Origin of the sequence: Poritiphilus flavus (assembly GCF_009901585.1) — a bacterium.
GTDB classification, from domain to species: Bacteria; Bacteroidota; Bacteroidia; order Flavobacteriales; family Flavobacteriaceae; genus Poritiphilus; species Poritiphilus flavus.
In genome coordinates, this window is the sequence record NZ_WXYO01000001.1 from 562,352 (window position 1) to 587,018 (window position 24,667).

Here is a 24,667-nt window from a genome sequence, read left to right on the forward strand (position 1 = left end):
GTCGCTTTACGAAGAGGTTGAATTTATTTGTAAAAATTCATTTCGTCCATATACTTCCACACAGTATCCGGCAGCATAGCCCGGATGTTTTTACCTGCCTTGTGTTGCTTGCGGATAAAGGTGGAAGAAATTTCCATTATTGGCGCGTCAATCCAATGTATATTAGGATGTTCTCTTAGATTATCCGGAGTTTCGGATTTTGTGATCCTGGGATAAACATACAACTGATGGCGTTCCAAAATGAGCTCGTAGTTCTTCCATTTGTGAAAGCTCTGAAGATTATCCTCTCCCATGATCAGGGAAAAGCGGTATCCTTCCGGGTACTTTTCTTCCAAATGAATCAGCGTATTGATGGTATAGTTCGGTTGTGGCAGATCAAACTCGATCTTACTGGGGATAAGCTTGGGAAAATCCTTTACAGCTTCGTATACCATTTGAAAGCGGTGATTGTTGTCCAATAAGGTTTTCTTTACTTTAAAAGGACTTTTAGGGGTGACCACGAACCAAACCTCATCAAGATCCGAAAACTCCACCATATGATTGGCAATTACCAGGTGGCCAATGTGTATGGGATTAAAGGTGCCAAAATAAAGTCCAACCTGTTTCATTCCTCTTCATCTGCTTGTTCCCCTACGAATTCTGCTACCAGCTTATGAGCTTCTTTTAAGGCAACTTTCAGGTCGTAATTCTTGATAACCTTGTCAAATTGTGGAGCCGTTGCGAGTTCTACTGAAGCCTTTGCAATGCGCATATTGATCTTGTCATTGCTTTCGGTACTTCTTTTTTTGAGGCGGATCTTTAGCTCGTCTACACTTGGGGGTTTAACGAAAACGGCCAGGGTCTGTTCAGGGAATTTCCGTTTTATTCTAAGACCTCCTGCTACGTCTATATCAAAAATGACATTTTTACCTTCGGCCCAGAGCCGTTCCACCTCACTTTTTAAAGTTCCGTAAAAATTATCGCGATAGACCTCCTCCCATTCCAGGAAATCGCCATTTTTAATGTGGTTTTTGAACTCTGAGATGGATATGAAATAGTAGTGTTCCCCGTGCTTTTCCCTCGCCCTCCTGGGCCTTGAGGTAGCTGAGACTGAAAAAGCGAGATTTAGTTCGGGTTGCTCCAGCAGATACCTCACTATGGTGGTTTTTCCACTTCCGGAAGGGGCCGAAAATACGAGAAGCTTACCTCCCTTCATCAGAGTACATTCAGCATTTGTTCCTTAATTTTCTCCAACTCATCTTTCATCTGTACCACCAGCTGCTGCATAGGGGCATAATTGGCTTTGGAACCAATTGTATTGATCTCCCTTCCGATCTCCTGGCTGATAAAACCTAGCTTTTTCCCGTTTGAATCCTTAGAATTCAGCGTTTCTTTGAAGTAATCCAGGTGATTCTTCAGTCGGACCTTCTCTTCAGTAATGTCGTATTTTTCCAGGTAGTAGATAAGTTCCTGTTCAAAACGGTTGGCATCCACCTCAGTCTTAAGATCCGATACGGCTTTTTCCAGTCTTTCCCTGATGGTTGAAAGCCTTTCCGGGTCCATGGCCTCCACCTGGGTTAGTAGTTTTTGGATACCTGCAATTCGATCCAGAAAGTCCTTTTCCAGTATCTTGCCTTCCTCAGTCCGGAATCGGTTTACCTCTTGCAGTGCTTTTCCAAGGCTTTCCCGGATTGTGAGATATTCCTCTTCGTCAATATCATCCTTGTCCGTTTTCAAGGCATCAGGTAGTCGCACGGCCATCTCCAGCAATCGCAACTCATCGCCATCAGCAATACCGCGTAGTTGATTCATATATTGGCGTACAACATTCTGGTTTACTTCTGCGGTAGTCTCGCTGCCGGTCATCTCAACATACAATCCAAAATCCACTTTTCCCCTGATCAGTTCCTCGGCTATCGCTTTTCTAAGCTCCAATTCCTTCTCCCGGTAGGTAGCAGGCATCCGGGCATTAATGTCCAGGCTCTTGCTATTGAGAGATTTTAGCTCAACGGTGATCTTTTTCGATGGAAGCTGTACCACATGCTTCCCAAATCCTGTCATGGATTGGATCATATCGCGATTTTAGATTTCGCCAAAGGTAGCTAAATTTTAAGCTTTGATAGCGTGAAGCTTACAATTCACGTATCCAAATATTCCGGTAGCTGACCCTACTGTTATCCTGGTGATCCTGTAACATAAGAGGTCCTTTACCATGTGCCGGGTTCTTAGGCCAGCCTATATATGGCGTAGTTCCCTTGATCTCTACATGGTCCTGGATCAGCACCCCGTTGTGAATAAGGGTAAGCCTACCCGACTTTATTTTCTGGCCTTGCTCGTTGAACTCCGGAGCGTGGTAAATAATATCATAGGAATTCCATTCCCCGGTGGGCACGGACGCCTTAGCCAGAGGGGTGTGTTGCTTGTAGATAGAGCCTACCTGCCCGTTCACATAGGTGTCGTTATCATTGTTGTCCAGAACCTGTACCTCATAGAGTCCATTCAGAAAGACACCGCTGTTACCCCTGTTCTGCCCCTCTCTTTGAACTTCGGCAGGGGAGCGCCACTCTAAATGCAATTGTACATCACCAAAATTCTGCTTGGTGCGAATATTTCCAGTCTTGTCCTTAACGGTCATACTTCCATCATCATTCAGATACCAGGATACTTCGGTACTGTCCCTGGCCATCATCCAGGAGTCAAAATTACTGCCGTCAAAAAGAACAATGGCGTCACTGGGTACCCCATTCTGCCCGGTTGGGTTTACCGTAGGTGGAACCGGCTCATAAAACTCGGTCTCTTCTGGTTTAGTGGGCTCCTCGCCGGTGTATTCTTCATGAACAATTACTTCAGGTACCGCCATCTGGTCAGACTCCTTTACTTCCTGCGCTTCTCCTTTACAAGAAAGAATAAGGAGTGCCAGAACAAAAAAATAACAGTTTTTCATTTGTTGGTTTTTGGTATTACTGCTTCAGCGTATGAAGACGATTTTACAATTCTTTGATCTTAATATTTCTGTATGCCACGACATCCCAGTGATCCTGTAAGCCAATTTTGCCCGTGGTATACTTCCCAAATCCTTCCCAATCCGCGAACTTCGATTTGGAGACCATTTCGTTCCAGGCCTCATTGGAAACAGGGAAGTTCACTATCTCCTTACCGTTCAAAACCACACTCCCCTGCTGGGTTTCATGATTAATGGTTATCACACAGCTATTCCATTCCCCAACCGGAACTGTGACATCCTCCGATGGAGCCACCATATCGTAAAGTGATCCGGCCTGGTGAGTGGTGCCGTTTTTGGCATCCGGGTGTTTTTCATTGTCCAGCACCTGAATTTCCGGTCCGGTCTCGTAAGGTTGTCCATACTTTTCGTCTTCTTTGATACCCCAGAAAATGCCACTATTTCCTGCTTCGGCGATCCGCCATTCCAGGGAGAGCACAAAGTTGGTATAGTCTTTTTTGGTGACGATATTATAGCTCATTCCCTCCGGACGTTCTTCAGGAGGGTAAAATACCATGGCCCCGTCTTCCAACTTCCAGGTATCTGGTACTTCATCCTCACCGTAACCCTTCCAATGTTCAAAAGAAGAGCCGTCAAAAAGAATGGTCCATTCCTTTTCCTGTTCTTGTTGCACTTCTTCAGTCATGTCCTCGGAATCCGCCATGTCTTGCTTTTCAGCCTTGCCTTTACACCCGAGGAAAAAGGTGGAGATCAATACCGCGATTACAATTCTTTTCATCGGATTCTATTTAGGTTCCTAATATTTTCTTCAACATTTCCTGATCTATATCCCCCCCGGCAAAATCGTCAAAGGTTTTTTCCGTAGCTTCGATAATGTGGTCCTGGATGAATTTGGCCCCTTCCCTGGCACCTTGCTCCGGACTCTTGATACAACATTCCCATTCCATCACCGCCCAGACATCGCATCCGTATTGGGTCAGCTTGGAAAAGATCGTCTTGAAATCAATCTGTCCATCGCCCAGAGAGCGGTACCTGCCGGCACGATCTCCCCAGTCATTATAGCCTCCAAACGCTCCTTTTTTTCCGGTCGGATTGAACTCGGAATCCTTGACGTGGAAAGAGCGAATAAACTCGTGATAATGATCTATATAGGTGATATAATCCAGCTGTTGCAAAACAAAATGGCTTGGATCGTAGAGGATATTGGCCCTTTTGTGATTTCCGGTGGCCTCCAGAAAACGTTCAAAGGTATCCCCGTCGTGCAGGTCTTCTCCCGGGTGTATCTCATAGCATACATCCACACCTTCTTCATCATAGTGATCGAGGATAGGTAACCATCGCTTTGCCAACTCCTCGAAACCCATTTCTACCAGTCCGGGCGGCCTTTGAGGCCATGGGTGCCAGGTATGCCATAACAAGGCCCCTGAAAAGGTTGCATGCGCTTTGATTCCCAGCCTCCTGCTGGCCGTTCCAGCCTTCTTAACCACATCAACTGCCCATTCCGTCCGGGCTTTTGGATTGTTTTTTACGCTATCGGGGGCAAAATTATCGAACATCAGGTCGTAAGCCGGATGCACAGCAACCAACTGCCCCTGCAGGTGGGTTGACAATTCGGTGATCTCCAATCCGTAGGAGTTGATCTTGCCTTTAAGCTCATCACAATAATCCTGGCTTTCGGCAGCTTTGTCAATATCGATCAGAAAGCTCTCCCAGGTTGGAATTTGTATTCCTTTGTACCCCAGGTCTGCCGCCCATTTGCACATACCATCCAGCGAATTGAATGGTGCTTTATCGTCTACAAATTGTGCCAGAAAGACGGCGGGTCCTTTAATTGTTTTCATTTTGCGGTTCCTTGAATTAATCTAATGGTTACGTTGTGTAAATTTTAAGAATTAAATCCTATATTTAGAAGATAGAATTCCTTGAAACTTCCTGTTTAAGGGAAGTTATAAATATAGGAAATACAAAAGATTAAAAGAAAAATAAGTTCGCGAATCCAAACCAACTTTTTTGATAAAAACCATACTACGAATGCGGATTAAAACGTTGTATTTAAGACCGTCAAAAATTGGGAAAATGACAGTACCTATTCCCTGTAGCAAATCTTACCGTCTATGAAAAACGCATCTGCAAGAAACCTGTGGGGCGATTACCTGGATAAGCATACTGAATACGCCTTTGCTGACGAGCCCAGGGTAACTCACTTTTGCGATAATGAAAAGGATGCCAATGAATGCCTTGGCCTTGTATTGAAAGGCAAAAAGAGGGCTACTTCGCATTCGCTTTTAGGACTTCAGTACCGCAAGGAACGTCTTCCCAAGATCGGTGATTTCACCATTATCACGGATTGGGAAGGAAAGGCCAAATGTATTGTACGCACGGTTGCGGTAAGGCTAAAACCTTTTTTCAGTATTCGATCTTCCTATGCCAAGATTGAAGGGGAGGGAGACGGCTCCCTGGATTACTGGAAAAAAACGCATTGGGATTACTACACCAGAGAACTGGAACCCCATGGCAGGGTGCCCAGGGAAAGCATGATCGTGGTTTGCGAGATCTTTGAAAAAGTCTTCGAAAGATAAGTTTCGACCTTGAAGAAATAAAAAAAGGTGTCATATCGAGCGCCGCGCCCGGATGACTCGGTCGGACGGGCAGTCGAGATACGACACCTTAATTATTATCTTACTTTGCTCACCTAGTCCATATCCACCCAGACGTTGCCGCCTTTATGGGAGGCTACAGTGGCTTCAATAAAGTTGAGTCCTCTTACCCCGTCCAACATGGTTGGGAAAGCCCCGTCATTCTGGTCTTCGCCCCGTATTGCACGGGCTGCTCCAAGATAGATGTTGGCCATGGCATCAAAGATCCCTTCCGGATGTCCTGGTGGAAGTTTTGTGCCGTCCAAAGAAAAGTCCGAATTATAGGCATGGCCGGGTTTGTAGATCTGAACCGGTTCCGTATCGCTTAACCTGTAAAGGAAATTGGGTTTCTCCTGTTCCCATCGGAATCCCGCCTTTTCTCCGTAAATACTGATCGCCAGTCCGTTCTCTTCGCCTGTTGCCACCTGGCTTCCGCGAATGACCCCCTTAACATAATCTCCCATCCGGATAAGCACCGTACCGTCTACATCCATCTGGTTGTCTTCATATAGGTAATTGAAATCGCAAAGCAGGGATTTTACCTGTAGTCCGGTAGTGTATTCTATCATATTGAAGGCGTGTACCCCTATGTCGCCCATACAGGAACTGATCCCGGCTTTTTTCGGGTCCAGTCTCCAGACAGAAGACCTTTTATCTTTGTCGTGGATAATGGGGTTGATCCATCCCTGGTAATATCTCGCATCTACTTTATGTATCTTACCCAGGGCGCCGGCCTTGATCATCTCACGCATCTGACGTACCATTGGATAACCCGTATAAGTATGGGTTACTGCAAATACAGTCCCCGCCTTCTGGTGCGCTTCCTGAAGTATCCTGGCTTCTTCGTAGGTGGTGGTCATGGGCTTTTCGCATATCACGTGAAAGCCATTTTCCAGCAGTTTCTTCGCCATGGGGAAATGCAGGAAATTGGGTGTCTGAATGGAACACACCTGCATTCTCTCAGACTCCGGAAGCTTCATTTCTTCCTCTACCAGGGTATCAAAATCCTTGTAAATCCTGTTAGTGGGAATGTCGATTTCCTTCGCGAATGCCAGATTCGCCTCGTGATCCGGATTAAAGACCGCTCCTACAATTTCGTAATTGTCGTTGATATGGGAGGCTACTCGATGTAGTACTCCGATAAGGGAATCTCCCCCCCCTCCAAGGATACCCAAACGTATTTTCTTTGCCATTTTCTTATGTTCTTATTTTAGCTGTTAGCTGTGTTTGTAATTTATTTAAAATATCTAAGACTTATATTCAATTTTTTCATTTTTAAAGAAGATCATAAAGAACAGCATTACAAATACTGCGAATGCCGCGGGATAGATCCAGATGGTCTCCCAGAGATGTCCGCCTTCTTCGATCAGATAGGCATCAGTGATCTTGCCGGCTATCCAGAAACCGATCAGCATACCGATACCATAAGTAGCCAGGGTGATCAGACCCTGAGCAGCACTTTTATAGGCTTTCCCGGCCTTGCTGTCTGTGTAGATCTGCCCGGATACGAAAAAGAAATCGTAGCAGATCCCGTGTAGCGCTATTCCGAGAAGCAACAAAAATGCGAGCTCACCGGCATTGCCATAGGCGAAAAGCATATAACGAACCGCCCAGGCCAGCATGGCGACGATCATGGTGCGTTTAAACCCGAAGCGCTTAAAGAAGAAAGGTAAAAGCAGCATAAAAAGGATCTCAGATCCCTGTCCAATGGTCATCTTACCCGCAGGGTTACTAACACCGATCTCTCCGAGAAACTGCCCGGCGTGTTGATAGTAAAAGGCCAGGGGTACACAGATGAGTACCGATGCAAGGAAAAAAATGAGAAAGTTCTTGTTCTTAAGCAGCTTTAGGGCCTCTAGCCCCAGTATATCCGCTATCCGGATCTTTTCTGAGGAGGTTCTGGTAGGAGGGGTCTTTGGCAGTGTAAAACAAAAGATGCCGAGAAATACAGAAACCACCGCCGTCATTAAAAAGGTATTCTTAAGCAGGCCACTCTGTACGCCTTCCTGAGAATCCCAGTGAAAGACATAGCTGATCATCAGGCCGGCAACGATCCAGCCAATGGTTCCAAATACCCGGACAAAAGAAAACTGTTTCGCCGGATCGTCCATCTGATTGAACGATACCGAATTAACCAGTGCCAGGGTGGGCATGTACAAGATCATATATCCCAAAATATAGGGATGAAAAACACCAAATTCCGTAGCATTGGCGATTTGATACATCAAGAAGGCTCCGCCAAGGTGAAGTATCCCCAATACGCGCTCGGCATTAAAATAACGGTCCGCGATAAGCCCAATAACGAATGGTGCAATAATAGCTCCCCAGGATTGGGTAGAATAGGCCTGTGCAATTTCAGCTCCGCTTGCATCCAGGCTGTTCGGCAAATAGATACCCATAGTCACATACCAGCTGCCCCAAACAAAAAACTCGAGGAACATCATTAGGGATAGCTGTAACTGGATTCTAGGCTTCATAGAGTACCGCTATCTTTTGTAGTGAATAAAATCCAGGGAAAGTGGCTCCAGCTTATTTTCCCGGAAATCCAGGGCTATTTGTGATCTGTGATGCGTGGAATGGTTGATGATGTGAAACAAAATATCCTGAAGTGTATTGGTAAACAGCCGCCCTTTTGAATTCTCGTAATCTATGCGCCTTTCAAAATCGTCATTATTGGTGGTTATCTCAAAGGAACTCCGCTGATTTTCATAATGAATATCCCCCCAGTCCTTGATCTCGTGGATTTGCCAAACCTCATATTCCGGAGGTTTCCCCAATATCCTGGCATTCCAGATGTGGTGCGCGTTTAGAATATGACTGAAGAGCTTAATGCTCTTTTCCGGAACATTTTCCAATTTATTGCACTCCTCAATGAGTTTTTTGTTGCAATAGAAATTGTAATCAAAAAGTTGATTAAAGAAAACTTTCATATATAAGGAGTATGCTTTTAAGTGAGTTCTTTGGCAGCCCTCAACATCAGTTCTTTTGTGGCAATGATCCCTTCCTCTTCACTTAATTCGCTTCCCTCGTATTCCACCCCAATGAAGCCTGTGTAACCGGCGTCCTTAACGATCTGCAGCATTTTAACATAATCAATCTCCGTTTCATTGCCCGCTTCGTCAAAGTTGTGCGACTTGGCACTTACCGCTTTAGCGTGCACCATAAGTTCTGTAACGCCCTGGTAAATATCATAGGATTCGGCACATCCGGCCCTGTAATCCTTAGGGTCTTTTCGGCGGATGCAGAAGTTTCCAAAATCCGGAAGGGTACCGCAATTATCCATATTCACTTTGGTCATAACCTCAGCAAGCAACTTTCCGTTTGACGAAAGTCCGCCATGGTTCTCTACGATCACATTGATATTCTGGTCTTTGGCATAAGTGGATAGCTGGCTTAGTCCGTCCACCGAATTGGGAACCCACTCCTCTGGTTTGTCACTTCCGGCCAGGTTCACCCGGATGGCATGGCATCCCATGGCGGCTGCCGCGTCTACCCATTTAAAGTGATTCTCAACCGCTTTTTTTCGCTCTGCCGCATCTGAAGTAGCAAGATCGCCCTGTCCATCGATCATGATCAGCAGGTTTTTCATGCCGTGTTTCTCCGCCTCCGCATTGGAACGATCCACAAAACCCGCCATGGCTTCTGCCGAATAACCCGCATCGGATAGTTCAGGATTGTACAACTGGCTTACGTATTCCAGTCCGCTAAATCCCCAGTTCTTGGCCTTTTCCGCAAAAGTGTAAGGGTCTACGCCTCCTTCCCGGATCATTCTGTGAATGGACCATTGCGCCAGGGAAAGCTCAAAAAACGGAGCAGTATCGGCCATGCTCTCTTCGGATGCTTCTTCGGTCATGCTTTCTTCTTTCTTTTTTTCTTTGCAGGAATAAATTCCTAATAGCGTTACTGCCATTCCCGCACGGGAACTATTCTGAATGAAACGTCTTCTTTTCATGTGTTAATTGGTTTTCTGGTTCTATTGCAGATCTCAGTTCCGAAAAGATATTCCTTTCTAACTCAAGGACCTGGATCGCGGATTTTTTGTTGGTAAAAACGCATGTTAGGGGTCATTTTGTAATATCCGTAACAGCGCCTGTTTTCTACTGAAAAGTCTCTAAATTATTAGGCTGATTAAATGTAGAAAATTAATTTTATATTTAATACTTTTAGAAAATAAACAATACTATACATGGGTAAATTTTATTACAATGAGGAACAGGAATCGTATGATGCGATTGTTGTTGGCACCGGTATCAGCGGAGGTTGGGCAGCCAAAGAATTATGCGAAAAGGGCCTGAAAACTCTGGTATTGGAAAGGGGTAAAATGGTAAAGCATATTGAAGATTATCCCACTGCCAATTTGGATCCCTGGGACTTTCCAAATAACGGTGAGCTACCGAGGGAAGAACAGGCAAAACAACTAAAGCAGGCAAGAACGGGATATACCGTTAAGGCTCCTCACAATTTCTGGTTCGTCAATGACCTTGAACATCCCTATAACGAAACCAAGCGTTTTGATTGGATGCGTGGCTACCATGTTGGTGGGCGCTCTATCATGTGGGGTCGTCACAGCTATCGTTGGAGTGATCTTGATTTTGAGGCCAACAGAAGAGATGGCATCGCCGTGGACTGGCCAGTGAGATACAAAGATATCGCCCCCTGGTATGACAAGGTTGAATCCTATATAGGGGTGTCGGGTGAGCTGCTGGGACTACCTCAACTTCCCGACGGACAATTTGAACCCATGATGGACTTGAATTGCGTAGAACAGCATTTCCGTGAAAAGGTCGCTGAGAATTTCGGGGGACGTGTGGTTACCGCTGGCCGTGTAGCTCATATAAACAGTAATAAGCAGTTTGAGGGCAGAAATCGCTGTCAATTCCGGAACCGCTGTATCCGCGGATGTCCATTCGGAGCTTACTTCAGCAGTAATTCTTCTACTTTGCCCGCGGCGGAAAGAACGGGGAATATGACGCTAAGGCCTGATTCCATTGTACATGAGATCATATACGACCCGGACACCAAAAAAGCGACCGGTGTAAAAGTGATAGACCGTGTAACCAAAGAAGCCCATGAGTTTAAGGCGAAAGTAATTTTCCTTTGTGCGTCGGCCCTGGCTTCAACTGCCATCCTAATGCAGTCCAGGTCGGACCGCTTCCCTGATGGTATGGGGAACGATTCGGACCAACTCGGCAGGAATATCATGGACCATCATCTCAGAGTTGGTGCCTCAGGCAAATTTGATGGTTTTGACGACAAGTATTACAAAGGAAGAAAACCGAATGGGATCTATATTCCACGTTTCAGAAATATAGGAGGCGATTCCGGTACCAAAGATTTTATCCGTGGCTACGGCTATCAGGGCGGAGCGCAGAGAGGCAATTGGCAGGAAACCATTGCTGAAATGTCTTACGGCAAGGATCTGAAAGATGCTATCCTTAAACCAGGTGGCTGGTCATTCGGAATGGGCGGCTTCGGGGAGATATTGCCTTATGAAGACAACAGAATGACCCTGGATTACGACAAAAAAGACGGATGGGGACTACCCACAATTACTTTTGACGCCGAATTAAAGGAGAACGAATTGAATATGCGAAAGGACATGATGCAGCAGGCGGTAGACATGATGGAAAAATCCGGCTTCCGGGATGTAGAACCTTTTGACGATCCAGGAGCTATAGGACTGGGAATTCACGAAATGGGCACCGCGAGAATGGGGCGCAACCCGAAGACCTCAGTTCTCAATGGCTACAACCAGGTACATGCCGTTAAGAATGTCTACGTTACCGATGGAGCATTTATGACCTCGGCAGCCTGTGTAAACCCATCCCTAACCTATATGGCTTTTACAGCCAGAGCCGCAAACCACGCGGCCGAACAACTTAAAAAAGGCGCAATATAATGGAAAGAAGAATCGCATTAAAAAATATGGGGCTGGCACTGGGCTTTACCGTAGCTACTCCTACCCTGATAAGCATTGTTCAGAGTTGCAAAAGCGAAAAAGTCCTGGAATGGACTCCGGATTTCTTTACACCGGAAGAAGGCTCTGTGCTGACGCATTTGGTGGATATCATCCTTCCTAAAACCGATACCCCTTCTGCCACTGAGGTACAGGTCAATATATTTATAGACCGATTTATAGACCAGGTCATACCAAAGGAGCAACAGGACTTTGCCAAGATGACCATTGGAAAATTCATTGAGAAGGCCCTTAAGGATTCAGGCAAGGAAAACGCCGGGGAGTTAGGACCAGAGGACCTGGAGCCCGTTTTAGCGAGTTCCCTGAAGATTACCAAAGAACAGGAAGAGGTCCAACAAAAGGCCATAGAAGAATTCATGATGGCTATGGGAGAAGGAAAATCTGCTGAGTTGAACGATGAAGCGGCAAGATTTGCTTTTGCCAACAGCCTGCGCGAAATGACCATTTGGGGTTATAAGACCACAGAATACATTGGAGAAGAAGTTCTGGCTTATCTGCCCGTACCCGGAGAATATATCGGATGCGGAGATGTGAACGAACTTACCGGTGGCAAAGCCTGGTCGCTCTAAACCAAGGCATTTTGGAAAGAAGGCATTTCATAAGAAATACAGCATTAGCATCGGGAGCCTTAGGTATAAGCGCTCCCTTTAGCTATGCCTTTTCAGCAACTGCACCCGCTCATAAATTCAACCTGAAATACGCCCCTCACCTTGGGATGTTTAAGCATCATGCAGGGGAGGACCCAATTGCTCAGCTGAACTTTATGGCGGATCAGGGGTTTACGGCCTTTGAAGACAACGGCATGAAAGGTCGCGAAGTGGCACTTCAGGAAAAAATGGCTGCTACTATGCAGGAAAGAGGCCTGGAAATGGGGGTGTTTGTGGCTCATAAGATCTACTGGAGGGAGCCCAATCTCGCCTCAGGAGAAGCTGCCAAACGCGAGGAATTTCTGGAAGACATTCGCAGCTCCGTAGAAGTGGCAAAACGTGTTAATGCAAAGTGGATGACTGTAGTTCCGGGATTTGTGGATCTGCGGAAATCCATGGGATATCAGACTGCCAATGTCATTGAATCCCTCAAGCAGGCCTGTGACATACTGGAACCCCATGGCCTGGTAATGGTGCTGGAACCCCTTAATTTCAGAGATCACCCCGGTCTGTTCCTTACCGGATCACCACAGGCCTATGAGATCTGCAAATCCGTGGGCTCACCTTCGTGTAAGATCCTATTCGATATCTATCACCAACAGATCCAGGAAGGCAATCTTATCCCCAATATGGATACCTGCTGGGATGAGATAGGCTATATTCAAATCGGGGATAACCCGGGACGCAAAGAGCCAACGACCGGCGAGATCAACTATACCAATGTATTTAAGTTTATCCACAGTAAAGGTTTCCAGGGAATTCTTGGGATGGAGCACGGAAATTCCAAACCGGACAAGGAAGGGGAGCAGGCAGTGATAGACGCCTATAAAAAAGTGGATACTTTCCTCTAGCCTCAATCGACTAAATCACGGCTTTTTCCTACATTTTTTTTATTTCATCCAATAAATGAGGTCTTTTAACGTTCTTTTTGGAAAGGCTGGGCACCTCTTTACCGTCTAACCTACTATGGAACTCTATATTTCTCTTTTGATGATCTATGGGCTGCTATTTTTAGCGGGCAAGATAGTTTATCACCAATTTTTCAAAAAATAGCCGTTTTAGAATCGTTTTCCCTTCAGGCTTGAAATTTTAACAGTTAAAACGAATCTTTTGGAATTTTCCGTGATCTTTTTGCGGTTTCCTCACGTATATTAATAAGACACTATCAAAATGGGGCATTGATATGGAGAATTATTATATACTGTTATTGGTTTACACGGCATTGTTCGTTGTTTCCTATAACGTCTTGAGACCCTATTTTAATAAATAGGATCAAGACCCTTTCTTAGAACTTATTACCTACCACTTTTAGCCATTGCAATTTGGCCGTTACCCTTTTTTGTTCTTAAATCAGATTACTTTAGCCCTCTTTTGTTGTTTTCTATTACTAAAATACCCCAGGTTCTTCGCCACGGACAATGACATTTGAACCTGAGGTACTTTTATGAATAAACACTAATTAATCCGCTACGACCCGCACATCAGGCAGTCGTCATCAGCCTGACCTTCCTTGGCTTTCGCGATCAGTTCTTTCATTTCTTCCGGCGACATGGGCTCTACATCCACTTCCTGCTGTACAGGAGTGGTTTTCACATCCAGGTCTGCCGCGACTTCCGGGCTGGCAGCCATTACTTCTGCTTCCGCCGCGACACTGACCGGCATCTCTTTCTTCTTGGTATTGTCCAGGGTGAATTTGATAGCGTCTACCGCAGCTTTGGTACGCAGGTAGTACATTCCGGTTTTCAGGCCGCTCTTCCAGGCGTAGAAATGCATAGAGGTTAACTTGGCGTAATTCGCGTTTTCCATGAAGAGGTTTAGGGACTGACTCTGGTCAATGAAGTAACCTCTGTGCCTGGACATATCTATAATGTCTTTCATACTCAGTTCCCACACCGTCTTATATAACTCCTTGATGTTATCCGGAATGATATCGATATGCTGAATGGATCCGTTGGCCCTCATAAGCTCCTGCTTGAGGTTCTCATTCCATAGACCGAGTTTTACCAGGTCTTCCAACAGATGTTTGTTAACTACAATAAATTCCCCTGAAAGCACCCTACGGGTGTAGATATTAGAAGTATAGGGTTCAAAACACTCGTTATTACCCAATATCTGAGATGTTGAAGCCGTTGGCATAGGTGCCACCAGCAGGGAATTCCTAACACCGTGTTTCTTTACATTCTTACGAAGCTTCTCCCAGTCCCATCGCCCTGAAAGCTCCTCGTCCTTAACGCCCCAGAGGTTGTGCTGGAATTCTCCATCCGCCATGGGCGATCCTTCAAAAGTAGAATAAGGTCCTTCTTCTTTGGCCTGTTCCATAGAAGCGGTAACCGCGGCATAATACAGGGTCTCGAATATCTCCTGGTTTAGTTTCTTTGCTTCGTCACTGGTAAATGGTAACCTCAGCATGATGAAAGTATCGGCCAATCCCTGTACACCCAGCCCTATAGGTCTGTGCCTCATATTGGAATTCTTGGCCTCCTTGATCGGATAGTAGTTCCTGTCAATTACCCTGTTGAGGTTTTTGGTAACCCTTTTGGTAACCTTGAACAGCTCTTTATGGTCGAAGCTACCATTTTTTACAAACATTGGTAAAGCGATGGACGCCAGGTTACAAACGGCCACTTCATCCTTTGAGGTGTATTCCAGGATCTCCGTACATAGGTTGGACGATCTGATAGTTCCCAGGTTTTTCTGATTGCTCTTTCTATTAGCGGCATCCTTATACAGCATGTATGGGGTACCGGTCTCTATTTGCGATTCCAGTATTTTTTCCCATAGATCTCTTGCTTTTATGGTTTTCCTGCCTTTCCCCTGGGCTTCATATTTGGTGTATAAAGCTTCGAACTCTTCGCTATGACTAGAGAAAAGTCCCGGACATTCATTTGGGCACATCAGTGTCCATTCTCCATCGGCTTCTACCCTTTTCATAAACAGATCCGGGATCCACATGGCATAGAAAAGGTCTCTGGCGCGCATTTCTTCTTTCCCGTGATTCTTCTTCAGGTCCAGGAAATCGAAAATATCCGCATGCCATGGTTCCACGTAGATCGCAAAGCTTCCTTTTCTTTTACCACCACCCTGATCCACATATCGGGCAGTATCGTTAAAAACCCGCAGCATAGGCACTATGCCGTTAGAGGTACCATTGGTCCCAGCTATATAAGAGCCTGTAGCACGTACGTTGTGAATGGACAGCCCGATACCGCCGGCAGACTGGGATATCTTGGCAGTTTGTTTCAGCGTATCGTAAATACCATCAATACTGTCTTCCTTCATCGCAAGGAGGAAACAGGAAGACATTTGAGGTTTGGGAGTCCCTGAATTGAACAAAGTAGGTGTTGCATGGGTAAAATACTTTTTAGACATCAATTCGTAGGTCTCAATGGCAGAATCCAAATCGTCCAGATGGATACCCACAGCCACCCGCATCAGCATATGCTGTGGCCTTTCTGCTATCTTCCCGTTCAGTTTTAGGAGGTATGATCTCTCCAGGGTCTTAAACCCAAAATAGTCATATCCAAAATCGCGGTTGTAGATAATCGTAGAATCAAGTTTGTCCGCATTTTCGGAAATCACTTTGTATACCTCATCCGAGAGTAGCGGTGCTTTTTTTCCTGTACGGGGATTCACATATTCGTACAGGTCCTTCATGGTTTCGGAAAAAGACTTCTTGGTGTTCTTGTGGAGGTTAGAAACAGAGATCCTGGCAGCAAGTTTTGCGTAGTCCGGATGTGCAGTGGTCATGGTCGCTGCTATTTCCGCCGCGAGATTATCCAATTCAGAGGTGGTAACGCCATCATACAAGCCTTCGATAACCCGCATCGCTACTTTTACAGGGTCTACCAGGGTATTTAGTCCATAACACAGTTTTCGAACTCTGGCCGTAATCTTATCGAACATTATCGGCTCTTTTCTACCATCTCTTTTTATTACATACATTTTGCTACACTTGTTTAATTATACGTCGGCTGGGTCAAATCCTTCTGTTAAAAGGTTTAACGTTTTAATTTTGGTCACAAAAAACCCTACAAGACGGGGTTTTAGAAATTGATCTTATTTAGAAATCAGCGTCGAAGCTGATTTTCTGGGAATCGGTATCCTTTTCTTTGTTCAACACACCGGCTTTTTGGTATTCAGATACACGCTTTTCAAAGAAATTGGTTTTTCCTTGTAAGGAGATCATATCCATAAAGTCGAATGGGTTGGTGGCATTGTAAACCTTTTCACACTCGAGTTCTACCAGCAGGCGGTCAGTTACAAACTCGAGGTATTGGGTCATCAACTTGGCATTCATACCTATAAGGCTCACCGGAAGGGATTCGGTGATAAATTCTCTTTCAATATTCAAAGCATCCACGATAATCTCTGTGATACGCTCTTTTGGCACTTTGTTTACCAGGTGATTGTTGTGAAGATGAACAGCGTAATCACAGTGCATACCTTCATCGCGGGAGATCAGCTCGTTGGAAAATGTAAGTCCGGGCATTAGTCCTCTTTTCTTCAGCCAGAAAATAGAGCAGAACGCGCCGGAGAAGAAGATCCCTTCTACAGCTGCAAAAGCGATCAGCCTTTCGGCAAAACTTGGAGAATCTATCCATCGTAGCGCCCAATCCGCTTTTTTCTTGATAGCTGGAAAGTTCTCTATGGCTTTGAATAAAACATTTTTTTCTTTTTCATCCTTGACGTAGGTGTCGATCAAGAGGGAATACGTTTCCGAATGAATATTCTCCATCATGATCTGGAAGCCGTAGAAGAATTTGGCCTCTGAATACTGCACCTCATTTACAAAATTTTCAGCCAGGTTTTCATTTACGATACCGTCTGAAGCGGCAAAAAATGCCAGGATGTGTTTTATAAAATAGCGTTCGTCATCGTTGAGTTTATTATTCCAATCCGCCAGATCCTGATGAAGATCTATTTCCTCCGCAGTCCAAAAACAGGCCTCACATTTCTTGTACCAATCCCACAGATCGTGATGTTCAATTGGGAATATTACAAATCTATCTTTATTTTCCTTCAGAATGGGCTCAACGGCTTCGGACATAATTTTATGGCTTTAATTTAGTTAGTGTATGAGTGAAAAACTGCTAAGTGTTGGGATCAACAAAGATTGAAAAATGTAATCAAATTGTAAAGTCTGTTTTACCAAATTGACTCCAAAGTTTTTAACACAAGGTGTTGAAATCTAGGCTCGCAAGTGATGTTTACAGAGCTTAGCCGAAACAGCTAAAATCGAAAATTTTTTGGTGGCCCTTGAACAGAAATAAAATAAACCGGAGAGTATAAAAAATACCGTCCGGTTGCAATTAAACACACCAGGGTGTTTATAAAAATTGGGGCAAAATTTTAAATAAAAGATCTTCAGTCTCTAAGCATCGGATTTTACCTTGAGGTGCAGGAACTGTATCAGGTTCTCTTTTTCAGCCCCGATGCGGATCTGATCAAACCCGAACCCGGCCTTTCCGGCAAGCTCTGTCAGCTTTCCTTCGGTGCGACAGTTGAGTTCCCACTCACATAACAGTTCCATATAATCCCGACTTGGATAGTGTTTGGCGTTAAAGTTCCCAAGGACAATTTCTCCTCCCGGGTTCAGCCAGTTTTTGAATAGCTCCAATGCGCTAACCACTTCCTCGTCGCTGCTCCGATCTAAGAGTCCCGCTGCCCAGATGAGGTCCTGCCCCACAGGGTTGTTATAGCTGAAAATATTCGTATGGACATATTTGATCTTCCTGAGGTAATTTGCATTTAACCCTTTGGAATAGGCGATGGCGTCATCATCCATTTCCACACAGGTAGTATTCACATTGTGGCCCGGCGGGAGTTCCCGGTATAATTCCATCAATTCTCTTCCGGAACCGCTGATAACGTTAAGTATTCTCAAATTCCTGTTTTCCGCGACCCTGGCCATCACCAGATCCTGAAAATAGGTCTTCCGATGCCGGATAGCCCTCATGGCGACCTGTTGCTGGAAATAGGCATCCCAAAGACGATACTTCGGATCGTCTGAAGTGTAATAGGTATAGATACGATCCAGTATCAGATAATCCCCGGAATAACCACAGGGTTTTAACAGGCCTCTGCCCTGTAGGGTCTCTTTTAAGAAATCCATTCCAAAGATGGTATTGACATAGGCAATTTCCTGCCTCGATATCCGCCTGTTACGGACTTCGCTTCCCAGGACGGTCAGCAGCGCATCTAGCTGATAAAACCCGGTCTGATCCAGTTGTTTCTCTTCTGCAATTCCTTTGAGCAGTTCAAGGTAATACCGCTGTTTTTTTACGGTGGTAAGTGCATCAGGCATAGATTGATCATTTTGTGTTATCACTTCTCTCTTTAGTCCACTATGGCCGGGGTTTTGATCCGGGTTTCTTTAATGTTTTTTTGCGATCTTCCACAGTATAAACATCCAGGTAACCGAGATCTATCATAAAGTCCTTCCTCAACGCTCCTACCCATTTATTCAGGATATAACCGATTAGCAACAAACTTTCTAAAGCGATAAATATCCAGGGGTTAGTATGCTCTAACAATGCTGCCAGGGGTGTTGCCAGAATAAGACTGGTATTAAGTAGCAGGGCCAGTAGAAGGATGAGTGAGGTTTTCATAATCGCGTAAATTTTAATGGTCAGGCGGATTAAGATCTAATCCTGAACTGAATGTACATAATTGGGGAAGTTTGGTAAACTGAAATTGTATCAATGCCCTGTAGCCTTGTATAAATGGTATTTATCCATAGCGAGGCCTGAGATATAATACAATCGATCAGTTTCGAGCAGGTGTGGCTTTTAAAATGAGGGGTTCCATAGGTAAGCAGGGTGGAAAAAGCCTTTCTGGCGGCGGTATGGGGAAGCTTTTTAGCCTTTTAGGGGATGTGGCCCTTTTTGGTATAAAAACCGTCAAACCGTACGGCCCCCAATGCATATGATTTTAATTGCTAGAATCGGTCTACTGATCTAGGTAGTTCCCCCGAAACCTATAAATCGAGCAAATGCCAAAACCAACACGTTGGTTCGGTTTTCCAATTCGCAATTCCATCGGTAGGCTGCTTTTCAGCAATGGTATATTCTAATTTAAACATACCCCTATCTGAGCCGTACCTGTGGTTTGACAGTATTATTAAGCTATATTAAATATACTCTTTTTCCCGCTTAAATCCGGGGTATTGCCGTGAAATTTCCTTTGATAATCAATTGTTTACCTTCAGGATTCACTAATCTTACATCTATTCTTCCGCCTAGTTTATCTAAGCCGGTTTTCGATATAGTGATCTTTCCACGCTTCGCAAAAAATGGCTGTTCTCCGAGATCCGGGATATTGGCAAATCCGAATACCCCCTCGAAGCTATCGAGAAAGCCATCTATTTTTTCGTTTACCTGAAATGTTCCTGGTAATGAAATGGTATTTTCCCCCTTTTGAGAGATCACAAATCCAAGTGAATGATCGGCATGCCCTTCACCACTTTTCAGGTTGAGTTTAATCACCTTAAATGGTTTTCCGGAGGCAGTTTTCTCGGTTCCTATCTCAAAATAGCTCTCGCCCCTAAGCTGTAAATGATATACCCCATCGGTATTCAGTTCATAACTTCCTTCTATTGGAAATACATGGATATATCCACTTTCTGAACTTGCCGGTATATAGGAAACAAAAATTAAGGATACAATACTAAGCAGTGCCGGCCCAAGAAGTCTGTTAAGTGCTGTTGACATGAGGATTCTCTTTAATGGTTAAGCCCGCTTATCTGGATTCAGTAATGCCGTCTTCATGAAAGAGCGGCTTGGAAATTTGCTGCTCCATGACCACCTCCTGACCGCTCATGCGATCTTCCTCGGTGTCTGTATAGACTGCAGTGATCAATGCAACTATGAACAGGGTGAAGAAAATAAAACACTTTTTCATCTCAATTTCTTTATTAGTTACTGTGAATGCTTTGATCCGTATTGCTGTAGCCAAAGTAGGCCTAGCGTTCCAATGTTCCCGACTGTTTTGTATAAATGGTAGAAAATCTTGTATAAATGGTTTTAGGGCCCAATTACAGGCGATTTTTTATTTTATTATGTTGATTTACAGTATTTTAGTCCAATATGTGAGATTGCGTACCCCGGATACCATAGCCTTATTCTGCCAGAATATACCCCTTTAAAATGTCGGATTTAGGTATTTTGGAACCATCCACACGTAAAATCGATCTATCGGCACATTTTTTTGAGCGGCTAAATCCATTAACGCTATTTTTGACTAACTTACCTAATCATATCAATTATAGCTTATGTTGGAAGCAGTTATAGTAGATGACGAAATAAAAGCGCTACAAAGTCTATCCTGGGAGCTTACGAATTTTAGTGATGAGATCAACGTAGTAGCTTCCTTTACAGATCCCTTCGAGGCATTGACCTATCTGGATGGGCATACCCCCGATTGTTTGTTTTTAGACATAGAAATGCCCACCATGGACGGATTTCAGTTCATACAAAAACTGAAAAACAAGGATTTCCCGGTGGTGATCACCACGGCTTACAACCAGTACGCCATTAAGGCCCTGAAGAACGAGGCTATAGATTATCTTTTAAAGCCGATAGATACAGACGATCTAAAGGATACCATAACCAAGATCAAGAAGTTTAACGCTAAGAACTATACGGCGGAAAGGCTGGAAAAGATACTGTTGAATTTCAATTCCAACCCCATTCATAAAAAGATCACCCTGAATACGGATGGCAAATTGCTATTTTTAGAGAGCGATGAAGTACTTTACGCCGAATCTGATGGAAATTACAGTACCATTTACCTGGTAGACGGGCAAAAAATAGTACTTACCAAAAAGCTCAAGGAAGTTAACGAGCTATTGCCAAGCGATTCCTTTTTCAGGATTCACAATTCCTACATTATTAATCTTACCAAAATTAAAGAGTTTCTAAAGACAGATGGTTATGTGGTACTTCAATCCAACCACAAAATACCAGTTTCACGCCAGAAGAAATCGGATTTTCTGGATCTGATATAATTTCCTTTTATGCGGTTGTCACGAACAAAGTTCCTCCCTTTTGCCGTTGGCCTGCTCCTGCCTTTTAGTGTTTTCAGCCAGGGCGTTCCAGCTGATTTCCGCAAGGCCGCGGACAGCCTTATTGAGGCTGGTCCCAGAACCTATAAGGAGATCAATGATGTGTTGAGGCCCAACCGGCGGGATACCGTCCTGATGAAATACTTCGTCAAAGAAGCCACCAAAAGCAACTATCTGGACGGGCTGGCATATGCCTATAACCAGTTTGGAACCCGCTACCGCAATCTTTCCGATTTTTCCAGGGCTATTGAATACCACCAGATGGGACTGGATGCCGCTGTTGAAGCAGACAATACCGAGTTCAGGATCTTTAGCCTGAATATGCTGGGCGTGGTCTACCGAAGAATGGATGCCATTAAAACGGCGCTGGATTACAGCCAGGAAGCCCTGGAGCTTGCCGAGACTATTGAAAGTCCTTCGGAAGGTATCAAAAGAAGCATCAACGTCTCGCACAATAGTATCGGTAATATCTATCAGACCTTAAGACAGTGTGACCTGGCCATAGAGCAATTCAAAAAGTCCATGGAACTGGAGGCGGAGCTCAACAATACGAGGGGCCTTGCCGTAAATAGCCAGAACATAGGAGAATGCCTTGAAGAACAGGGGAAACTGGATGAGGCCCTCAAATATTTCAGACAGGCCCTGGCCTATGATGAGGAGATCAATTCGGATCCGGGTAAGGCCATCTGTAAGAACAGTATTGCGCAAATCTATATCAAGCAAAATCGCCTGGTGGATGCCCTATCCATACTGGAGCCCACCCTGCTGTCCGCAGAAAAAACTGGGGACAAACAGATCATCGTCTCGGTGCTGATCAATCTGGGTTGGGCGTTGATGGAACTGAAAAGGTTCGATGAGGCGGAAGACCATCTGAGACAAGGACTGGATATGGCCAGAAAGCACAACCTGCCGAGGTTCATTTCCAGGAGTTATGATCTGCTTTCCGAATTAGCTAACTACAGGGGTGAATACAAGAGCGCCCTGGACTATTTTAAGAAGGCGGAGGAGTTTGATGAAATGGTCACGAACGATCTTAACCTCAGTTATGTCAATGACGTGATCATTCGCTATGACACCGAAAAAAAGAACAACCAGATCGAGGCGCTGGCCAAGCAAAATGAGATCGTTAGGTTAAAACTGCGGAGGAATCAGAACACTTTGCTGGTAAGTGCTTTATTGCTGGCCCTCTTTACCCTGATCCTCTATATTCTATACCGTCAATACCAGTTAAAAAGCGAGAAAAAGATGCTTACACTGGAGCAGAGCATGCTGCGTAGCCAGATGAACCCCCATTTTTTGTTCAATTCACTGAACTCCATCAAACTATACATCATCAATAACGAAAAAAAGAATGCGGTTCATTACCTCAACAAATTTTCCAAACTGGTCCGAAAGATCCTGGAGGCCTCTTCCCTCAAAGAGATACCCCTGGCGGAAGAGTTGGAGACGGTAGAACTGTATATGAATATTGAAAACATCAGGTTTTCCAACGAAATTCAATTTGAGATCAAAGTAGACGAAGGTATTGATCCTCATATCATCAAGATACCTTCCCTGATTCTGCAACCCTTTTTAGAAAATGCCCTCTGGCACGGGCTTTCCTCCAAAGAAGGTGAAAAACGCATATTGTTAAGGGTCGCTCATGAAAAGAAAGGCTTTATTTCAATCTCCATTGAGGACAATGGGGTGGGCCGGGAAGCCGCAGAGAGGCTCAAGGCAAGCAAAGTGTTGAAACGGAAATCGGTCGGAATTGACATTACGAAAGAACGTCTTGCGAACTTTTCAAAAGACTATCAGAACTCTTTTGACGTGACCATCGAGGATCTCTTTTGCGATGATGGCCGGGCGGCGGGTACCCGTGTAAACCTGAGCATTCCTACGATTTAGATAAGGACTTGGCCACCTCCTCTAATTCTTTGTACCACTTTTCACCAAATTTCCGCACCAGGGCTTCTTTAACGAATTTGTAAATAGGCACTTGTAGCTCTGTTCCCAGGGCGCAAGCCGGATCGCATATTTGCCATTTGTGGTAGTTCACGGCGGTTAGTTTGGAGTATTCTTTCACCCGAACCGGATAAAGATGGCAGGAAACGGGTTTTTTCCAGCTGGTGGCCCCTTGGTCGTAGGCCTCTTCCAGGCCGCATTTGGCAATACCGGATGGGGAGAAGGTTACATAAGCGCATTCGCTACCATTTACGAGTGGGGTTTCCCATTCTCCATCATCGCCCTTTACAAAACAACCTTGTTCCTCAATTGCCGCTGCTCCTTCGGGCCGCAGAAAGGGTTTTATATCCTTAAAGATATCAACCAGGATCTCTGTTTCACTATCTTCCAGGGGGGCGCCGGCCTCCCCGTCTACACAACAGGCCCCTTTGCAGGCATTGAGATTACAGACAAAGTCGTTCTCAATGATCTCCTCGGATACGATGCAATTTCCCAACTGAAACATAAGCTGATGCTATAGGCCTCAAATATACTTCTTTGCCTATAAATATGTACAAAATTAAATGCGATCAGCATGCTTGAAACCGCTCTTAAATGACGTAAATTTGCCGCTTTCTAAAATTATGGTGATGCGCTTAAGTTTTAAAGAAATCATTACAGCCGGAATGATCCTTTTCGCGGTGATCGATATTTTGGGAAGTATCCCTATTGTTATCAGTCTAAGGGAGAAGGCGGGACGAATTCAATCCGGTAAAGCTTCTATTGTGGCTGCCTGTATAATGGTCGCTTTCCTCTTCATTGGAGAGGAGATCCTCAATCTTATCGGGATCGATGTGAATTCATTTGCGGTCGCGGGTGCCTTTGTACTGTTCTTTCTGGCACTGGAGATGATCCTGGGAATTACCTTGTACAAGGATAGCGAACCCGAAAGTGCTTCAATAGTTCCTTTGGCCTTCCCTATGATTGCCGGGGCGGGGACCATGACCACCCTTTTATCCCTAAGAGCAGAATTCCGGGTGGAGAATATCATTGTGGCCATAATTGTAAACATTATTTTTGTGTATCTTGTATTGAAATCCTCCAGCCGTATAGAAAGGGTTTTAGGCAAGAATGGTTTAAGTATTTTCCGAAAGGTCTTTGGGGTTATACTACTGGCCATTGCAGTAAAACTTTTTACGGCTAATATCAATCAGTTAATCGCCCTCAAATGAACAGAATTTTAACCGCGGTGCTAATTGTCCTGGCTATTGGATTAATGGCCTATAACACCACCCTAGTAAACTTTCAGGATCCCTTTGCCGGGGAAAGTACAGTCGCTATGATCGGTATTCTTGCGCCACTTTGTGCCATTGTGCTACTGCTTATTTTTATCACCTCAAAAAAGATCCAGAAGAAGGTGGAAAAAGATTAGGTAAAGATCCCTGCCTGCTGTCCGCCAGGTTCCCTAATGTCTAAAAAATA

25 protein-coding genes are annotated in these 24,667 nt (G+C 44.7%); 8 read left to right on the forward strand and 17 right to left on the reverse strand.

All coding sequences use genetic code 11. The features are described from left to right. Positions 1-23 precede the first annotated feature (23 nt). From nadD to GTQ38_RS02290, 6 genes are read right to left on the reverse strand one after another with little or no spacing between them, the layout of a single operon-like run. Positions 24-608, reverse strand: coding sequence for a nicotinate (nicotinamide) nucleotide adenylyltransferase (nadD, locus tag GTQ38_RS02265; RefSeq protein WP_161433595.1), 585 nt, complete (start codon positions 606-608; stop codon positions 24-26). Beyond that, positions 605-1,195: a guanylate kinase gene (gmk, locus tag GTQ38_RS02270; RefSeq protein ID WP_161433596.1), complete on the reverse strand. Its 591-nt coding sequence runs from the start codon at positions 1,193-1,195 to the stop codon at positions 605-607. Before gmk ends, nadD begins: the two co-directional genes overlap by 4 nt. Further along, positions 1,195-2,052, reverse strand: coding sequence for a YicC/YloC family endoribonuclease (locus tag GTQ38_RS02275; protein ID WP_161433597.1), 858 nt, complete (start codon positions 2,050-2,052; stop codon positions 1,195-1,197). The genes gmk and GTQ38_RS02275 overlap by 1 nt, the downstream gene beginning before the upstream one ends. A gap of 58 nt (positions 2,053-2,110) precedes the next feature. Beyond that, a complete protein-coding gene (locus tag GTQ38_RS02280) occupies positions 2,111-2,923 on the reverse strand; it encodes a 3-keto-disaccharide hydrolase (protein WP_161433598.1) in 813 nt (270 codons plus the stop codon). A gap of 43 nt (positions 2,924-2,966) precedes the next feature. Next, complete coding sequence (locus GTQ38_RS02285) at positions 2,967-3,719, reverse strand: 3-keto-disaccharide hydrolase (RefSeq protein ID WP_161433599.1); 753 nt, start codon at positions 3,717-3,719, stop codon at positions 2,967-2,969. A 10-nt stretch (positions 3,720-3,729) separates the two neighbouring features. Continuing rightward, complete coding sequence (locus tag GTQ38_RS02290) at positions 3,730-4,782, reverse strand: sugar phosphate isomerase/epimerase family protein (protein ID WP_161433600.1); 1,053 nt, start codon at positions 4,780-4,782, stop codon at positions 3,730-3,732. Positions 4,783-5,055: 273 nt separating this feature from the next. Here GTQ38_RS02290 and GTQ38_RS02295 point away from each other — a divergent pair, with 273 nt between their 5' ends. Beyond that, entirely contained in the window at positions 5,056-5,520 is a 465-nt protein-coding gene (locus tag GTQ38_RS02295) for an ASCH domain-containing protein (RefSeq protein ID WP_161433601.1), read from the forward strand. A gap of 113 nt (positions 5,521-5,633) precedes the next feature. Here the strand turns inward: GTQ38_RS02295 and GTQ38_RS02300 are convergent, their stop codons facing one another. The 4 genes from GTQ38_RS02300 to GTQ38_RS02315 are packed head-to-tail and all read right to left on the reverse strand — an operon-like array spanning position 5,634 to position 9,529. Then, positions 5,634-6,770, reverse strand: coding sequence for a Gfo/Idh/MocA family protein (locus GTQ38_RS02300; RefSeq protein WP_161433602.1), 1,137 nt, complete (start codon positions 6,768-6,770; stop codon positions 5,634-5,636). A gap of 54 nt (positions 6,771-6,824) precedes the next feature. Beyond that, entirely contained in the window at positions 6,825-8,054 is a 1,230-nt protein-coding gene (locus GTQ38_RS02305; RefSeq protein ID WP_161433603.1) for an MFS transporter, read from the reverse strand. A 9-nt stretch (positions 8,055-8,063) separates the two neighbouring features. Then, positions 8,064-8,507: a DinB family protein gene (locus GTQ38_RS02310; RefSeq protein ID WP_161433604.1), complete on the reverse strand. Its 444-nt coding sequence runs from the start codon at positions 8,505-8,507 to the stop codon at positions 8,064-8,066. A 17-nt stretch (positions 8,508-8,524) separates the two neighbouring features. After that, positions 8,525-9,529 carry a sugar phosphate isomerase/epimerase family protein gene (locus GTQ38_RS02315; protein ID WP_161433605.1) on the reverse strand — a complete coding sequence of 335 codons (1,005 nt, stop codon included), beginning with the start codon at positions 9,527-9,529 and terminating at the stop codon, positions 8,525-8,527. Between the two features lie 234 nt (positions 9,530-9,763). On the opposite strand from GTQ38_RS02315, the gene GTQ38_RS02320 reads away from it, so the two are divergent. Genes GTQ38_RS02320 through GTQ38_RS02330 form a run of 3 tightly spaced genes read left to right on the forward strand, consistent with a single transcriptional unit; the run spans position 9,764 to position 13,052 of the window. Continuing rightward, positions 9,764-11,476 carry a GMC oxidoreductase gene (locus GTQ38_RS02320; protein ID WP_161433606.1) on the forward strand — a complete coding sequence of 571 codons (1,713 nt, stop codon included), beginning with the start codon at positions 9,764-9,766 and terminating at the stop codon, positions 11,474-11,476. Next, on the forward strand, positions 11,476-12,123 hold the full coding sequence (locus GTQ38_RS02325) for a gluconate 2-dehydrogenase subunit 3 family protein (protein WP_161433607.1): 648 nt from the start codon (positions 11,476-11,478) through the stop codon (positions 12,121-12,123). Before GTQ38_RS02320 ends, GTQ38_RS02325 begins: the two co-directional genes overlap by 1 nt. A gap of 11 nt (positions 12,124-12,134) precedes the next feature. Further along, positions 12,135-13,052 (forward strand): hydroxypyruvate isomerase family protein, encoded by a 918-nt coding sequence (locus GTQ38_RS02330; protein ID WP_161433608.1) that lies wholly within the window; start codon positions 12,135-12,137, stop codon positions 13,050-13,052. Positions 13,053-13,668: 616 nt separating this feature from the next. On the opposite strand, the gene GTQ38_RS02335 is transcribed toward GTQ38_RS02330, so the two are convergent. The 6 genes from GTQ38_RS02335 to GTQ38_RS02360 all read right to left on the reverse strand — a co-directional run bounded on the left by GTQ38_RS02335 (position 13,669) and on the right by GTQ38_RS02360 (position 20,100). Beyond that, on the reverse strand, positions 13,669-16,143 hold the full coding sequence (locus GTQ38_RS02335; RefSeq protein WP_161433609.1) for a ribonucleoside-diphosphate reductase subunit alpha: 2,475 nt from the start codon (positions 16,141-16,143) through the stop codon (positions 13,669-13,671). A 118-nt stretch (positions 16,144-16,261) separates the two neighbouring features. Then, complete coding sequence (locus GTQ38_RS02340; protein ID WP_161433610.1) at positions 16,262-17,248, reverse strand: ribonucleotide-diphosphate reductase subunit beta; 987 nt, start codon at positions 17,246-17,248, stop codon at positions 16,262-16,264. Between the two features lie 324 nt (positions 17,249-17,572). Next, positions 17,573-18,505 (reverse strand): class I SAM-dependent methyltransferase, encoded by a 933-nt coding sequence (locus GTQ38_RS02345; RefSeq protein ID WP_161433611.1) that lies wholly within the window; start codon positions 18,503-18,505, stop codon positions 17,573-17,575. A 40-nt stretch (positions 18,506-18,545) separates the two neighbouring features. Continuing rightward, positions 18,546-18,809 carry a hypothetical protein gene (locus GTQ38_RS02350; RefSeq protein ID WP_161433612.1) on the reverse strand — a complete coding sequence of 88 codons (264 nt, stop codon included), beginning with the start codon at positions 18,807-18,809 and terminating at the stop codon, positions 18,546-18,548. A gap of 543 nt (positions 18,810-19,352) precedes the next feature. Next, positions 19,353-19,910 (reverse strand): hypothetical protein, encoded by a 558-nt coding sequence (locus GTQ38_RS02355; protein ID WP_161433613.1) that lies wholly within the window; start codon positions 19,908-19,910, stop codon positions 19,353-19,355. A 28-nt stretch (positions 19,911-19,938) separates the two neighbouring features. Further along, a complete protein-coding gene (locus tag GTQ38_RS02360; RefSeq protein WP_161433614.1) occupies positions 19,939-20,100 on the reverse strand; it encodes a hypothetical protein in 162 nt (53 codons plus the stop codon). Positions 20,101-20,470: 370 nt separating this feature from the next. Here GTQ38_RS02360 and GTQ38_RS02365 point away from each other — a divergent pair, with 370 nt between their 5' ends. Further along, a complete protein-coding gene (locus GTQ38_RS02365; protein ID WP_161433615.1) occupies positions 20,471-21,205 on the forward strand; it encodes a LytR/AlgR family response regulator transcription factor in 735 nt (244 codons plus the stop codon). 9 nt (positions 21,206-21,214) lie between these two features. After that, positions 21,215-23,149 carry a tetratricopeptide repeat-containing sensor histidine kinase gene (locus GTQ38_RS02370; RefSeq protein WP_161433616.1) on the forward strand — a complete coding sequence of 645 codons (1,935 nt, stop codon included), beginning with the start codon at positions 21,215-21,217 and terminating at the stop codon, positions 23,147-23,149. Here the strand turns inward: GTQ38_RS02370 and GTQ38_RS02375 are convergent. After that, positions 23,139-23,711 (reverse strand): DUF3109 family protein, encoded by a 573-nt coding sequence (locus GTQ38_RS02375; protein WP_161433617.1) that lies wholly within the window; start codon positions 23,709-23,711, stop codon positions 23,139-23,141. The genes GTQ38_RS02370 and GTQ38_RS02375 overlap by 11 nt on opposite strands. 124 nt (positions 23,712-23,835) lie before the next feature. Between GTQ38_RS02375 and GTQ38_RS02380 the strand changes: the two genes are divergently transcribed. Together GTQ38_RS02380 and GTQ38_RS02385 are read left to right on the forward strand one after the other, a co-directional pair. Further along, complete coding sequence (locus GTQ38_RS02380; protein ID WP_161433618.1) at positions 23,836-24,417, forward strand: MarC family protein; 582 nt, start codon at positions 23,836-23,838, stop codon at positions 24,415-24,417. Next, positions 24,414-24,617, forward strand: a complete 204-nt coding sequence (locus GTQ38_RS02385) for a hypothetical protein (RefSeq protein WP_161433619.1) — start codon at positions 24,414-24,416, stop codon at positions 24,615-24,617. Before GTQ38_RS02380 ends, GTQ38_RS02385 begins: the two co-directional genes overlap by 4 nt. The last annotated feature ends 50 nt before the right edge of the window (positions 24,618-24,667 follow it).